The organism is Cedecea lapagei (assembly GCF_900635955.1).
Classification (GTDB): domain Bacteria; phylum Pseudomonadota; class Gammaproteobacteria; order Enterobacterales; family Enterobacteriaceae; genus Cedecea; species Cedecea lapagei.
This window is the reverse complement of record NZ_LR134201.1, coordinates 3848909-3863701: the sequence shown is the minus strand read 5'-3', so window position 1 is coordinate 3863701 and position 14793 is coordinate 3848909. Positions and strand designations below refer to the sequence as shown.

At 55.0% G+C, this 14793-nt stretch carries 13 protein-coding genes and 1 riboswitch; of the genes, 4 read left to right on the top strand and 9 right to left on the bottom strand.

Going from position 1 to position 14793, the window contains the following annotated elements:
* Positions 1-50: 50 nt before the first annotated feature.
* The gene (locus EL098_RS18790) at positions 51-818 is read left to right on the top strand and encodes a DedA family protein (RefSeq protein ID WP_126357571.1); all 768 of its coding nucleotides are present in this window, start codon (positions 51-53) and stop codon (positions 816-818) included.
* Here the strand turns inward: EL098_RS18790 and thiQ are convergent.
* The 4 genes from thiQ to sgrR all read right to left on the bottom strand — a co-directional run bounded on the left by thiQ (position 815) and on the right by sgrR (position 5893).
* The gene (gene thiQ / locus EL098_RS18785; protein WP_126357570.1) at positions 815-1513 is read right to left on the bottom strand and encodes a thiamine ABC transporter ATP-binding protein ThiQ; all 699 of its coding nucleotides are present in this window, start codon (positions 1511-1513) and stop codon (positions 815-817) included. The two genes, EL098_RS18790 and thiQ, sit on opposite strands and share 4 nt — an antisense overlap.
* Complete coding sequence (thiP, locus tag EL098_RS18780; RefSeq protein WP_126357569.1) at positions 1497-3107, bottom strand: thiamine/thiamine pyrophosphate ABC transporter permease ThiP; 1611 nt, start codon at positions 3105-3107, stop codon at positions 1497-1499. Before thiP ends, thiQ begins: the two co-directional genes overlap by 17 nt.
* Positions 3083-4066: a thiamine ABC transporter substrate binding subunit gene (thiB, locus tag EL098_RS18775; RefSeq protein WP_126357568.1), complete on the bottom strand. Its 984-nt coding sequence runs from the start codon at positions 4064-4066 to the stop codon at positions 3083-3085. The genes thiP and thiB overlap by 25 nt, the downstream gene beginning before the upstream one ends.
* Before the next feature lie 31 nt (positions 4067-4097).
* Positions 4098-4199, bottom strand: a riboswitch (TPP riboswitch).
* Positions 4200-4234: 35 nt separating this feature from the next.
* Positions 4235-5893, bottom strand: coding sequence for an HTH-type transcriptional regulator SgrR (gene sgrR, locus EL098_RS18770; RefSeq protein WP_126357567.1), 1659 nt, complete (start codon positions 5891-5893; stop codon positions 4235-4237).
* An 87-nt stretch (positions 5894-5980) separates the two neighbouring features.
* Between sgrR and sgrT the strand changes: the two genes are divergently transcribed.
* Together sgrT and EL098_RS18760 are read left to right on the top strand one after the other, a co-directional pair.
* Positions 5981-6160, top strand: coding sequence for a glucose uptake inhibitor SgrT (gene sgrT / locus EL098_RS18765; protein WP_126357566.1), 180 nt, complete (start codon positions 5981-5983; stop codon positions 6158-6160).
* A gap of 114 nt (positions 6161-6274) precedes the next feature.
* On the top strand, positions 6275-7453 hold the full coding sequence (locus tag EL098_RS18760; RefSeq protein ID WP_126357565.1) for a sugar efflux transporter: 1179 nt from the start codon (positions 6275-6277) through the stop codon (positions 7451-7453).
* Between the two features lie 9 nt (positions 7454-7462).
* Here the strand turns inward: EL098_RS18760 and EL098_RS18755 are convergent, their stop codons facing one another.
* The 5 genes from EL098_RS18755 to leuA form a co-directional block, all read right to left on the bottom strand.
* Positions 7463-8185 carry a CPBP family intramembrane glutamic endopeptidase gene (locus tag EL098_RS18755; RefSeq protein ID WP_126357564.1) on the bottom strand — a complete coding sequence of 241 codons (723 nt, stop codon included), beginning with the start codon at positions 8183-8185 and terminating at the stop codon, positions 7463-7465.
* Positions 8186-8314: 129 nt separating this feature from the next.
* Positions 8315-8920: a 3-isopropylmalate dehydratase small subunit gene (gene leuD, locus EL098_RS18750; protein ID WP_126357563.1), complete on the bottom strand. Its 606-nt coding sequence runs from the start codon at positions 8918-8920 to the stop codon at positions 8315-8317.
* A gap of 11 nt (positions 8921-8931) precedes the next feature.
* Complete coding sequence (leuC, locus tag EL098_RS18745) at positions 8932-10332, bottom strand: 3-isopropylmalate dehydratase large subunit (RefSeq protein ID WP_126357562.1); 1401 nt, start codon at positions 10330-10332, stop codon at positions 8932-8934.
* A gap of 2 nt (positions 10333-10334) precedes the next feature.
* On the bottom strand, positions 10335-11426 hold the full coding sequence (gene leuB, locus EL098_RS18740) for a 3-isopropylmalate dehydrogenase (protein ID WP_126357561.1): 1092 nt from the start codon (positions 11424-11426) through the stop codon (positions 10335-10337).
* A complete protein-coding gene (gene leuA, locus EL098_RS18735; protein ID WP_126357560.1) occupies positions 11426-13003 on the bottom strand; it encodes a 2-isopropylmalate synthase in 1578 nt (525 codons plus the stop codon). The genes leuB and leuA overlap by 1 nt, the downstream gene beginning before the upstream one ends.
* Before the next feature lie 605 nt (positions 13004-13608).
* On the opposite strand from leuA, the gene leuO reads away from it, so the two are divergent.
* The gene (leuO, locus tag EL098_RS18725; RefSeq protein WP_126357559.1) at positions 13609-14553 is read left to right on the top strand and encodes a transcriptional regulator LeuO; all 945 of its coding nucleotides are present in this window, start codon (positions 13609-13611) and stop codon (positions 14551-14553) included.
* Positions 14554-14793: the final 240 nt, after the last annotated feature.

The following is a 14793-nucleotide window of genomic DNA, read 5'->3' as shown; positions in this document are numbered from 1 at the left end:
CATCACGTTAATTCTGGAGAATCGCCCGCTCGCTCATCGACGGAAAGCCTATGGAAGCCTTGCTGGAACACTTTATTACACAGTCAGTTGCGTATTCGCTTATCGCGGTGATGCTGGTGGCCTTTCTGGAGTCGCTGGCGCTGGTGGGGCTGATCCTGCCGGGCACGGTGATGATGGCCGGCCTCGGCGCGCTGATCGGCAGCGGTCAGGTTAACTTCTACTACGCCTGGGGTGCCGGGATCGTCGGCTGTCTGCTGGGAGACTGGATCTCGTTCTGGCTTGGGCAGCGTTTTAAAGGGCCGCTGCACCGCTGGTCATTTATGAAGAAGAACAAGGCGCTGCTGGATAAAACCGAGCATGCTCTGCATCAGCACAGCATGTTTACGATTCTGGTCGGGCGTTTTGTCGGCCCGACGCGGCCGCTGGTGCCGATGGTTGCCGGGATGCTGGATCTGCCACTGGCAAAGTTTTTGCCGCCAAATATCATCGGTTGCCTGTTCTGGCCGCCGCTCTATTTTCTGCCCGGGATCCTCGCCGGCGCGGTAATAGACATTCCTGCCGATATGAAAAGCGCCAGCTTCAAGTGGCTGCTGCTGGCGGTTGCTTTACTGCTGTGGCTCGCGGTCTGGCTGTGCTGGCGCTGGTACCGCAGCGGCAAGCGTGGCACTGACCGCCTGACGCGCTATTTGCCTCGTGCTCGTCTGAACTGGCTGGCACCGTTAATGCTGGTGGCGGGCGCAGGCAGCTTTGTTGCCCTGCTACAGCACCCTTTGATGCCCGTTTACTGGGATATTCTGTGGAAGGTGCTGTCGCACTAATCGCCGATGCCCAGCAGCGTCGAGGCGCTTGCCTCGCCGCTTACCAGAGTGGCCGTTTCACCGTCCCAGGCGATGCGACCGTCTTTGACTACGATGCTGCGTCCGGCGATTCTGGCGGCGTCTTCAATACTGTGGGAGACCATCAGCAGCGTCATGTTCTGTTCCTGACAGAGCTCGTCCAGCAGCTGCAGCATCTCTTTGCGCAGCGCAGGATCGAGGGCTGAGAAGGGTTCATCCAGCAGTAAAACAGGCTGCTGGCGAACCAGGCAGCGAGCCAGCGCGACACGCTGCCGCTGGCCGCCGGAAAGCTGAGACGGCAGGCGGTCCAGCATTTCCGTCATTCCAACACGTTCGGTTATCTCCAGCAGCCGCTGCTGCTGGGCCGCATCAAGCTTCATTCCCGGGTGCATTCCCAGGGCGATATTCTGTCGAACCGTCAGGTGGCTAAACAGGTTATTTTCCTGAAAGAGCATGGAAACCGGGCGGGCTGAAGGTGGCGTCCCGGTGTGATCCCTGCCGTTCAGGATAATGCTGCCGCTCTCCGGGCAGAGAAATCCGGCAACCAGACTCAACAACGTACTTTTCCCTGCGCCGCTCGGCCCAAGAATTGCTACCCGCTCGCCCGCCGCCATCGTCAGGGAAAAGCGCATGGGTAAGTGCTGGTACAGCCAGGTTACATCAGTCAGAGTTAGCATCTCGCCCCGGAAGTTTTTCAATCAAAGTAAACAGCATAAAACAGAGCAGCAGCAGGAGCAGCGCCGTCACCGCCCCATCCTGGCTTCGGTAGGAACCGATCTGCTGGTACAGCCAGAAGGGCAGCGTGCGAAAATCTTCGTTACCAAACAGCGCCACCACGCCAAAATCGCCAATCGATAGCACGCAGGCAAAGGCCAGCGCCTGAGCTATCGGGCGTTTCAGGGCTTTCAACTCGATGAATCGCAGGCGATTGAAGCCGCGAATGTCCAGCGACTGGCAAAGCTGAGAGTAGCGCTCAGCCACGTCGCGCATGGGGTTCTCCAGTACCTTTTGGGCGTAGGGAATCGCCATCAGGGCGTTGGTAAAAATCACAATGCCGTCGGCAGAGTGCGGCAGGCCAACGCTATTGTTGAGCAGGAGGAAAAAGCCGGTGGCAAGCACGATCCCCGGCATCGCCAGTATCAGCATGCCGCTAAGCTCAATGGCCTGGCCGGCAAAAATACGGTTGCGAAGCCGCAGCTCACGAGAGCTCCACAGCAGCATCAGGGTTAGCGTCACGCTAATCAGCCCGGCGGCAACGGCGATGCGCAGCGAAGTCCAGAGCGCGTTCCACAGCGCTGTCTGCTGCAGCACGCTGCCCATGCTGCCATTAATGCCGTCCACCATCACCGCCAGCAGCGGCGGGATCAGCAGCAGCAGGGCCATAAGGATGAGCAGAGCATCGCAGACCTTTCTGCGCAGAGAATCCTGCGGATCGCGCCAGCCCTGAAGCTGGCTTACGCCGACAGGGATCGCCTTGCTTAGCTTCTGGCTTAGCAGCACCAGACCGAGGCAGCATGCCATTTGCAGCAGGGCTAACAGCGCCGCTTTTGCCGGATCGTAGTCGTAGCTTAGCGCCTGAAAGATAGCCAGTTCGATGGTGGTTGCCTGTGGGCCGCCGCCCAGTGAAAGTACGGTGGCGAAGCTCGCGAAGCAAAGCATGAAAATCAGCGCGCCCACCGGAAGCAGCTGTCGGCGCAGCCAGGGCCATTCGACGAAGCGGAAAAAGTGCCAGCCCTGCATATTCAGCTGCGCCGCCAGCTGGCGCTGCTCCGTGGGGATGTTATCCAGCGCCTGCAGCAGCAGGCGGGTCGCCATCGGCATATTAAAGAAGACGTGGGCCAGTAAAATTCCCTGCAGGCCATAAGGGGAGAAGCGCCATTCCAGGCCAAGCCAGCCGCACAGCGTTGCCAGCCAGCCTTCGCGGCCGTAAACCGAGAGAATGCCGAATACCGCAACCAGCACCGGCAGAACCAGCGTCATGGCGCAAAGTCTCAGCAGCGCCATCCGGCCAGGAAAGCGGCGGCGGTAGAGCGCCCGGGCTAAAAAAATTGCCGGCAAGACGGAAAGCGCGGCGGAAAGGAGTGCCTGCCAGAAAGAGAAGCGCAGGACGTGCCAGAGATAGCTGTCCTGCAAAATAGCGAAGACATCCGTCTGCGGCGCGTTAAACCACAGCGCCAGAAAAGCCGCCAGGGCTACGGCCACGACAAGCGTCGCGGCAAATAGCCCTGGATACAGCCAGCCCGGTATCAGCGGCTGACGGCGCGTTGCCATTCATTAATCCATGCTGCGCGCTGGGTGGCGACCTGCTCAGGCGTAAACTCCAGCGTGGTGTTGGGTTTGACCAGCCCGTCGAAGCCCGCGGGCAACGCCACGTTGGTCACCGGATACATCCAGTTGCCGGTAGCGATGGTATTCTGGAAGCCCGGCGTTGTCATGAACTTGATAAACTTCTCGGCAAGCTCGGGCTGCTTGCTGCTAGCCAGTCGACCCGCCACTTCTACCTGCAGATAATGCCCTTCGCTGAACTCCGCCGCGGCGTAGTTATCCTTCTTCTCTTCGATAATGTGGTAGGCCGGAGAAGTGGTGTAGCTCAGCACCAGATCGGCTTCGCCTTTCAGGAACAGGCCGTAAGCTTCGCTCCAGCCTTTGGTGACGGTGACGGTTTTCTTCGCCAGCTTTTGCCAGGCTTCCGGAGCCTTATCGCCGTAAACCTTTTGCATCCACAGCAGCAGGCCAAGCCCCGGCGTGCTGGTGCGCGGGTCTTCGTAAATGACCTTCCATTTCTGGTCGCTTTCAACCAGCTCTTTCAGGCTCTTCGGCGGGTTTTTTAGCTTGTTCTTGTCGTAGACGAAAGCGAAATAGCCGTAGTCATAAGGCACGAAGGTGCTGTTCTTCCAGCCGCCCGGCACCTGCAGTGCGCTGGGGTTAACGCCAGACGGGGCAAACAGCTTGGTCTGTGTGGCGGCGTCCAGCAGGTTGTTATCCAGCCCGAGCACCACGTCTGCTTTGCTGTTTTTGCCTTCCATTCGCACGCGGTTCAGCAGCGAAACGCCATCTTCCAGGGCCACGAACTTCAGCTCGCAGCTACAGTCGGCTTCAAAGGCTTTTTTCACCGCCGGGCCAGGGCCCCAGTCGGCGGCAAACGAGTCGTAGGTGTAGACGGTTAATACAGGTTTGGCGAAAACGGGCGCGGCAACCAGCGCCAGCAGCGGCAGAAATTTTTTGAACACTTTGCACCTCAGTAAAAGGGGGCAAAGGAATTGAGCGGACTGTCTCAAATCCCTTCGCCGGCGTTATCCGGATCAGGTTCGACGGGTATTATCTCAGCGCGGACAAACAGTCCTGGCACCCCGTTGAGCAGGGAGGATTCTACTGATTTCCCCCGTGTTACGAAAGCGTTATGGGCCAGGCGGAGCAAACCAGGCAGATTTAAAATCAAACCAGCCCAGCGTATTCATTCTGACCCCGCGCATACTGCGCTGCCCCTCAATGCGTAACCAGTGATGGATCAACGGGATAACGTCATTGCGCTCGATCATTTGCTGGCACCATTCCGGCAGCGCCAGCGTTTTACTGTGCCAGCTGTGGGCATCGCCCTGCCAGTCGATAGGGATGCATTTTTGAATCAGCGGGACTTCATAAAGCTGGGCAAAAAGGGAGTATTCCAGCGGCATGGTGAAGTTCACGCTGTTAAGCCAGATATCGCTTTCCGCCTCGCCCTGATGCCACTCGGCGTAATCGACCTCCTGAATCCTCAGCTTCACGCCCTGTTCCGCCAGTAGCTCGGTCATGATATTGCTGATCACCCGATGCTCTACGTGATCGCGATAGTAGGTAAGGGTGATGCTTTCCAGACCGGCTGGTTTGGTGGGCATGAGGCCCGGACGGGAATGGTGCCAGCGCGGCAGCAGGCCATAGGCCGGGAACCAGTATTGCTGGTACTGCTCCGCGGCACGGTAAATGAGGTTCACCGGCGAAAGGATATGGCCAATCCACTGGCGTACGTCTTCGTTCACGCCGAGCGCTGAGCGGCTATCGAATAGCAGATAGTAGCAGCCCTCTTCGGGACGGCTTTCCACGGCTTTTTCGCTGTCCGGCATGCCCTGCAGCTGGACGCCACAGCTGGACTCTTCGCCAACTTCCGGCAGCACCCAGAAATTAACCTCATCGATCAGCGCCCGAAAGCCGAAGTAATCGTCAAACGCGTGGATCTTCAGCTGGTTGCGGTTATTACGAGCGACGGAATAAGGCCCGGTGCCGACCGGCTGGCTGGCAAAATCGGGCATTGTCGTCCATTCACGCGGCAGGATCATGGCGTTAACGCTGCCCAGCAGCCAGGGCAGCCAGTCGTCCGGCTGGCTGAGGTGGATATCCAGCGTCCAGGGGGTTGGCGACGTGATCTGCGTGATATGGGCAAACAGCGGCAAAGGGTTAATGCGCTGCAGGGAGGAGATGATATCCAGCATGTCCAGCTCGCGGCCATGGTGGAAATGAATGCCGGGCCGCAAGAAAAAACGCCAGCGCAAGGGGGAAACCTGCTGCCAGTGGTGGGCAATATCCGCCTCGAGTTCCCCATTTTCCTCATTTATGCGCGTCAGGCCGCTGAAAATCTGGCGTGCAATATGGGTTTCCGAGCGCCTGAGCGCCGAACCGGGGAGCAGATTCAGCAGCGGGCGATAGTAAAGGACACGCAGAATATGACGGCCCTGGCGGAAACTGCGTCCGAGATGAGAAATAAGCATCTGCCGCACAGCTGCTTTGTCGCCGACGATCTGCACCAGCTGATCAATGCGATCCTGCTCCAGCAGATCTTCCGCCCGCTGCTGCTGGAGTGCTAGCCCGGTATAGAGGAAGGTGAGCTGAGAACGTTTGCCCCTTCCTGCTTCGGCCTGCCAGCTTAACCAGCCTTTTTCCTGCATGGCGTTGAGTAACGTTCGCATATGGCGGCGGGAGCAGTTAAGCAAATCCGCGAGATCGTTCAGCGTAGTTTCCTGAGGCTTACCTTCGCAGCATTGCCACAGGCGGATGAACTGCTGTTGTAGACGAGATGAGGACATAAAAGAGGAACTCCTGGCGGAAACTCATCAATTTAACTTTCCCTATATTACGTCAATAATCATCAGCGATGAAGCGAGGAGGTGTCTATGAAGCGGTCATCACCTGCGAGGTTTTTCCAACAGTACTTTGCCGCAACACAGTTTGTTTGTTCTGGATGGCTGGCTCGCCTGACGGTGGAGCAAAGACTAAGGATGCTCGAAGACTTGATGCAGTGGGAGGTTACAACCCCGATGTCCGGGAACGCCAACACGCCGACTCATGTGTGACTGAGTATTGGTGCTTTTCACCGGCCAGCAGCTGTTTACTGCTGGCTTTTTTCGTTTACTCTTTAGGCGTATTAGCTAATCCCTCAGACTACATCTTCCTTTTAAGGACAGCTCATGCTCTGGTTTTTGACCCGTGCACGTCGTTTCAACCCCGTTTATGCCGCCTTTATGGCCGTCTCTTTTATGATTGGCGTTGCCGGCGCGCTGCAGGCTCCGACGCTTAGCCTCTTTTTAACCCGTGAAGTTGAGGTCAGGCCCTTCTGGGTTGGCCTGTTCTATACCGTTAATGCCATTGCCGGGATCGCGGTAAGCCTGCTGCTGGCAAAAAGATCGGACAGCCGTGGGGACCGTCGCAGGCTGATTATGGTCTGCTGCGTGATGGCGGTGGCAAACAGCGTTCTTTTTGCCTTCAACCGCCATTATTTGACGCTGATTACGCTCGGCGTCATGTTTGCCTCCATCGCAAATACCGCGATGCCACAGATTTTTGCCCTCGCGCGTGAATACGCCGATCGTTCCGCCCGTGAAGTGGTGATGTTCAGCTCGATCATGCGTGCACAGCTCTCCCTCGCCTGGGTTATCGGGCCGCCGCTCTCTTTTATGCTGGCGCTAAAATATGGCTTCACCACCATGTTTCTTATTGCTGCCGGGATCTTTGTTATTTCACTGCTGCTCATTGTGTTTGCTTTGCCTTCGGTCGCCCGAGCCGAGCCCACCGCCGAGGTGGCGATAACGGAGGTTAGCGGCTGGAAAGACAGCAACGTACGAATGTTGTTTATTGCCTCGATGCTGATGTGGACCTGCAACACCATGTACATCATCGATATGCCTCTATGGATAAGCCAGGATCTCGGTCTCCCGGACGAGCTGGCAGGTTTATTGATGGGCACGGCTGCCGGGCTCGAAATCCCCGCCATGATCCTTGCCGGTTACTACGTTAAGCGCTTTGGTAAACGCAGCATGATGGTGACAGCCGTTGCCGCAGGCGTGCTGTTTTATCTTGGGTTGATCCTGTTTCACTCTAAAACGGCGCTGGTGGTCTTGCAGCTGTTCAATGCGGTGTTTATCGGCATCATCGCCGGCATTGGCATGCTGTGGTTTCAGGATTTGATGCCGGGAAGGCCAGGCTCTGCGACGACGCTGTTCACCAACAGCATTTCAACGGGCGTGATTCTGGCGGGGATACTGCAAGGGGCGCTGGCGGAAGGTTTTGGTCACTATTCGGTTTACTGGCTGATGGCGGCGCTTGCGGTGGTCGCGCTGCTCCTTACTAGCCGGGTAAGAAACGTTTGATTTGAGCCGCTATTGGAGCGGCTTATCAAGTAAAAGCAAAAAGGAAAACGATATTGCATTGTTTAAGCCGTGCAAAACTATTGGCACAATCAGGCTGCCAGAGTAAACCCGGGCCAGGCAAAGAATCACTGAAAAGATAAACAGGCTAATGAAGGTCGTTGCGTTCTGATATTGCGAGTGGCTGAAGGCAAAAAGAGCGGATGCCATCAACATAGCGACGTTTTTACCCACTTTGCCGTACCCTTCGCCTGCATTTAACAAAAAGCCTCTAAAAACAACTTCTTCTGCAATGGGAGCCAGTAAAGTGGCTGTTAGTGCTAACAGCACTAAACTGAGCACAGGTAGCCGGTCGATGCTTTGCATCCAGGGTTCAGGTGATCCTGTAAATTGTTGAATAATAATTAGAATAATTAATGCTATTGCCGGAAGTATCAATCCAGAGAGGGTGACTTTCCCTAAAGGCAACGTCCCATAATGATTTTGATAGTGTCGCCAGATAATCAGGGTGTACGGTAACCAAAAACAGACTACCAGCGCGGGTATCGCCATGCCTGACCGGAAGAGGCCTGCAAAGCCCGGCAGCATTGCTGCGAAAATGGATAATGCATACCAGCCAATCCAGGCTCCGATACAGATAAGTAAGTGAAGTAGCCTGTCCTGATTTTTAAGCATAAATCCGCCATCGTTGCTGTAAGTGATAAAGGGAACAGACGGCATTTCTTGCTGGCTCATCCGTGGCTAATTAAAGGCATGTCGTTATAAATAACGCTTTAGCATTATGCATTTAGTACGGAAAAAGTGAATGTCTGGCGGGTGTTAAGACTGAAATAAAAGGGGCGCAGAGGAGGCGCCCCTTTTTTATTACTGCATAAATGCCGGCAGTTTTTGCTCGTAGCCTGAAATAGCGGCTTCGTGCTGCAGCGTCAGGCCGATGCTGTCCAGGCCGTTCAGCATGCAGTGACGGCGGAAGCTGTCCAGCGCAAACGAATAGCTTTTCTCACCGGCCTGAACCGTCTGGGCTTCCAGATCGACGATAAACTTAATGCCTGGCTGGGCGTCGACCAGCTTAAACAGCTCATCCACCTGCTCATCGCTCAGGATAACCGGCAACAGCTGGTTGTTAAACGAGTTACCGTAGAAGATGTCTGCGAAGCTTGGCGCGATCACCACTTTAAAGCCGTAGTCGGTTAATGCCCACGGCGCGTGCTCGCGGGAAGAGCCGCAGCCGAAGTTTTCACGGGCCAGCAGAATAGAGGCGCCTTTAAATTCCGGGTAGTTCAGTACGAACTCCGGGTTAGGCACTTGTCCGGCATCGTCCAGAAAACGCCAGTCGTTAAACAGGTGAGCGCCAAAGCCGGTGCGGGTTACCTTCTGCAAAAACTGCTTCGGGATAATGGCATCGGTATCGACGTTCGCCGCGTCCAGCGGAACGACCAGGCCGGTATGTTGGATAAATTTCTCTGCCATGGTAGTTCCTCTTATTTCAGTGTACGAATATCGGCGAAATGACCGGCAACGGCTGCCGCTGCGGCCATGGCAGGGCTGACCAGGTGAGTACGCCCGCCGCGACCCTGACGGCCTTCGAAGTTGCGGTTGCTGGTGGAGGCGCAGCGTTCGCCCGGATTCAGGCGGTCGTTGTTCATTGCCAGACACATCGAGCAACCAGGCAAACGCCATTCAAAACCGGCTTCAATAAAGATCTTATCCAGCCCTTCTGATTCAGCCTGAGCTTTTACCGGACCGGAGCCTGGCACAACCATGGCCAGCACGCCTGGCGCAACCTTACGGCCTTTGGCGATTTCAGCCGCCGCACGCAGGTCTTCGATGCGCGAGTTGGTGCAGGAGCCGATAAAGACTTTATCGATAGTCACTTCGGTCAGCGGGATACCCGGCTTCAGGCCCATGTAGGCTAAAGCTTTTTCCGCTGATGCGCGCTCAACCGGATCGCTAAAGGATTCTGGATCGGGAATATTGTCGTTAACGGAGATAACCTGGCCCGGGTTGGTTCCCCAGGTGACCTGTGGGGCAATGTCGGCAGCGTCTAACGTGACGATGGTGTCAAACTTCGCGCCTTCGTCGGTGCTGAAGGTTTTCCAGTACTCGACGGCTTCATCCCAGTCCGCGCCTTTCGGGGCGTGCAGGCGGCCTTTAACATACTCAAAGGTGGTTTCATCCGGCGCGACAATCCCGGCTTTGGCCCCCATTTCAATCGCCATGTTACACAGCGTCATGCGGCCTTCCATGCTCAGCGCACGGATAGCCTCGCCGCAGAACTCAACAACGTGGCCGGTGCCGCCGGCGCTGCCGGTTTTTCCGATGATCGCCAGCACGATATCTTTTGCCGTGATGCCCGGAGCCGCTTTGCCCTTGACTTCAATTTTCATGGTTTTCGCGCGTCCCTGCTTCAGGGTTTGCGTCGCCAGGACGTGTTCAACTTCGGAAGTACCAATCCCGAAAGCCAGCGCGCCGAATGCGCCGTGAGTTGCCGTATGGGAGTCGCCGCACACGATGGTCATGCCCGGCAGGGTAATCCCTTGCTCAGGCCCCATGACGTGCACGATGCCCTGGTAAGGGTGATTCAGATCGTACAGTTCAACGCCAAACTCTTCGCAGTTCTTCATCAGCTCCTGCATCTGGATACGCGCCATCTCGCCGGAGGCGTTGATATCCTTAGTTTGGGTGGAGACGTTGTGGTCCATCGTGGCGAAGGTTTTCCCCGGCTGGCGTACCGGGCGGCCATGGGCACGCAGTCCGTCAAAAGCCTGTGGGGAGGTGACTTCATGCACCAGATGGCGGTCGATATACAGCAGCGGCGTCTCTTCCGGGGCTTCATACACGACGTGGGCATCGTACAACTTCTGATATAAGGTCCTGGCCATGATTACTTCCCCTGAGCTATGTAACGGGCAATGATATCGCCCATTTCGTCGGTGCTGATGGCGTTGCCTTCGCGGGCTAAATCACCGGTGCGATGGCCTTCTTCTAACGCGCTATTGATAGCGCTTTCAATAGCCTGAGCGGCCTCTTCGGCGTCAAGGCTGTAGCGCAGCAGCAGCGCCAGCGACAGGATCTGCGCGATAGGGTTAGCAATATTCTTGCCGGCGATATCCGGCGCTGAACCGCCCGCCGGTTCGTACAGGCCAAAACCTTGTTCGTTGAGGCTGGCAGAAGGCAGCATGCCCATAGAACCGGTAATCATGGCGCATTCGTCAGAGAGAATGTCGCCGAACAGGTTGGAGCACAGCAGCACGTCGAACTGAGAAGGATCTTTAATTAACTGCATGGTGGCGTTGTCGATATACATGTGCGACAGCGACACGTCCGGGTATTCTTTAGCGATTTCATTGACAATTTCGCGCCACAGCAGCGAAGTTTGCAGCACGTTGGCTTTATCGATAGAGGTCACTTTACCGCGGCGCTTGCGGGCGGATTCAAAAGCGATACGCGCGATGCGCTCGATCTCAAAGCGGTGATAAACTTCGGTATCGTAGGCTTTTTCATGCATACCGCTGCCTTCACGGCCTTTAGGCTGCCCGAAGTAAATGCCGCCGGTCAGCTCGCGAACGCACAGAATATCGAAGCCGTTTGCCGCGATGTCTGCACGCAGCGGACAAAACTCTTCCAGCCCCTGATACAGACGAGCCGGGCGCAGATTGCTGAACAGTTTAAAATGTTTACGCAGCGGCAGCAGAGCACCACGTTCAGGCTGCTCCGCCGGTGGCAGATGTTCCCACTTCGGGCCACCTACTGAGCCGAACAGAATGGCATCGGCCTGCTCACAGCCTTCGACCGTGGCCTGCGGCAGCGGGCTGCCGTGGCGATCGATGGCGGCGCCGCCGACGTCATAGGTGCTTGTGCTGATGCGAAGATCAAAACGGGTACGAACTGCTTCCAGTACTTTCAGGGCCTGAGCCATCACTTCCGGGCCAATACCGTCACCCGGCAAAACTGCAATATGGTAATTTTTCGACATTACACGGTTTCCTGATTTTGTTCTTTATTCTGATGTTGAGCTTTGCGTTGCAACTCTTTTTCGACTTCACCGGCGCGCCAGATGTTGTTCAGCACGTGCACCATGGCTTTGGCCGATGACTCGACAATGTCCGTCGTCAGACCTACGCCGTGGAAGCGGCGGCCGTTGTAATCCACCACGATATCGACCTGGCCCAGCGCGTCTTTGCCCTGACCTTTGGCGGTTAAGCTGTATTTCACCAGCTCAATGTTGTATTCGGTGATGCGGTTAATCGCCTGGTAGACGGCGTCGACCGGGCCGTTACCGTTTGCTGCCTCCGCTTTGATCTCTTCGCCGCAAACCAGCTTCACGGAGGCCGTGGCGATGCCGTTAGAGCCAGACTGCACGCTGAAATAGTCCAGGCTGAAGTGCTCCGGCTCTTCCTGCTGCTTGTTGATAAAGGCCAGGGCTTCCAGGTCGTAGTCAAAGACCTGACCCTTTTTGTCCGCCAGCTTCAGGAAGGCGTCGTACAGATTGTCCAGGCTGTAATCGGCTTCTTTGTAGCCCATCTCATCCATGCGGTGCTTAACGGCTGCACGGCCGGAGCGTGAAGTCAGGTTCAGCTGTACCTGATTCAGGCCGATGGATTCCGGGGTCATGATTTCGTAGTTTTCGCGATTTTTCAGCACGCCGTCCTGGTGGATACCGGAAGAGTGGGCGAAGGCGCCGGTGCCGACGATGGCTTTGTTTGCCGGGATAGGCATGTTGCAGATCTGGCTGACCATCTGGCTGGTACGCCAGATTTCCTGGTGGTTGATGTTGGTGTGCAGGTTCATGATGTCCTTGCGCACTTTGATAGCCATGATCACTTCTTCCAGCGAGCAGTTACCGGCGCGCTCGCCGATACCGTTCATTGCCCCTTCAACCTGGCGTGCGCCCGCATGGACTGCTGCCATGGCGTTACCAACGGCCAGGCCCAGGTCATCGTGGGTATGGACGGAGATAATCGCTTTATCGATGTTGGGTACGCGCTCGTACAGGCCGGTGATGATGTTAGAGAACTCAAACGGCATGGTGTAGCCGACGGTGTCGGGAATATTAATGGTGGTGGCGCCTGCGTTGATCGCCGCTTCTACTACGCGGGCCAGGTCGGCAATGGGCGTGCGGCCAGCATCTTCGCAGGAAAACTCTACGTCATCGGTGTAGTTACGGGCGCGTTTTACCATATAAATAGCGCGTTCAATCACCTCGTCCAGCGTGCTGCGCAGCTTGGTCGCAATGTGCATCGGGGAGGTAGCGATAAAGGTATGAATACGGAAGGCTTCAGCGACTTTTAAGGACTCAGCGGCAACATCAATGTCTTTTTCGACGCAGCGGGCCAGCCCGCAGACGCGGCTGTTTTTGATATTGCGAGCGATGGTCTGTACGGATTCGAAATCGCCCGGGGAAGAGACCGGGAAGCCCACTTCCATGACGTCTACGCCCATGCGCTCCAGCGCCATAGCGATCTGCAATTTCTCTTTTACACTCAGGCTTGCCTGTAAAGCCTGTTCACCGTCGCGCAATGTAGTATCAAAAATAATGACTTGCTGGCTCATGGTTCGGTCCTTTATCTGTCTGGTTGCCTTCGCGACGAGCATAAAAAAACCCGCGCATTGGCGCGGGTTTTTTCTGTCTGGAAGCTTGAATCAACGCTGATTGTCGCCCACCAGTCTACCGCGCAAATAAGCTGCGTTTAGTAGTAGACCTGGTAGGCGGACGGTGCGATTCATGTTTCAAGCCCTGTGCAATTTCGTGATGTATTTATTGGTACTTGATCTCTCTTCTGGTGTCAACCCTCAGCCACCCTGAGAGTGGGGATAAGGCGTTAACTCAGTGGCGCATCGGCAGTGAAAAATGCCGGGAAAGGGCGTTATCCTGATATATGTTAAAAGAGAGCGTAAAAGTGTGACCTCGTCTGATAATGTGGTTTTTTTCAAAATTCATTCTATGAATATGATAAAACTCATGTATTGTCTCAATTCTGGCCTTATTATTTCGAATGGCCTTATATTGACTGTCTGGTGATGTTTTTATTTCTTTGTGGGTAATAGATGTTGTCGTAAGTCGATTAATTATAAATCAGGGAACCAGATAAATATAAATAAGGGACATTCCAATTTAGGCATTGCGGGATGTTACCTAATCAAAACTGGAGAGGAAAATGGATGATAGAATAAATGAGCACCCCAGTGAGCTGAATAAAATAAAGCCCCGCCTACGTGACGTAGATCTTAATCTACTGACGGTCTTCGATATGGTGATGAAAGCCAGAAGTATTACCGGTGCCGCCAGGCTGCTGGGCATGTCTCAACCCGCCGTCAGTAACGCTGTTTCCAGGCTAAAAGTCACTTTTAACGATGAGCTTTTTGTCCGTTATGGCCGGGGTATACAGCCGACAACGAGGGCAGTACAGCTCTGTAGCGTGGTGCGTCATGCGCTGCAAATAGTACAGAATGAGTTGCCCGGTAGCGGTTTTGATCCCCTCGTCAGCGAGCGACAGTTTGCGCTCTGTATTGCGAGCCCGCTGGACAGTAAAATTATGCCGGGCATACTTGACGGAATTAAATATGCTGCCCCCCATGTCCAATTAACCTTTCAGTCTCCTTTTAACGCAGGTATTGAGCAGCAGATGCGCCAGCAGGAGGTTGATTTTCTGATTTCCTACGAAGAGATTGCTCGTCAGGAGTTTAAGAGAGTTCCTCTGTTTGAGGATGAAATGGTATTGGTGACAGGATGCGATCATCCCGGATTTCATTCTCCGTTGACGGTGGCCGATTTCTATAACCAGCAGCATGCGGTAGTGTCTCTGGAATGTTATTGCTCATTCAGTTCTCCCTGGTATGACACGCGGGAGAAACAAAAATCTATTGCCTATCAGGGGATGGCGATCACCTGCGTATTGAATGTGATCTCACAAACAAGGATGGTGGCGGTGGCGCCCAGATGGCTGGCGGAAAGTGTCTCTAATAGCTTGAAACTTAATCTATATTCATTGCCTTTTGTGAAGAAGAGACGCACCTGTTTCCTCTCATGGCATGGTGCAGCCGGGCAGGATAAGGGACATTTATGGATGCAGGGTCTGATAGCGAATAGCTGCCGAAAATAAACCAAGCATTATTTTTGAGTTCCGGGCCTAAACAGCCCGATTTTCCTTTATCTTTTATGAAACGCAGTATTTTCTACTTTAAAGCCGGCGAAGACGCCCGAGCGAACAGTTTCATAATGTTTAATTAATGTATAACGCGCTGTATTTCTCCGTATCTTTGACATATTCGTCAATAGCTGTCCGCTCTATTCAGACGATCGCTCCGTAATGCATCGGTTTTGTAGCGGTGAGCGTAAATGC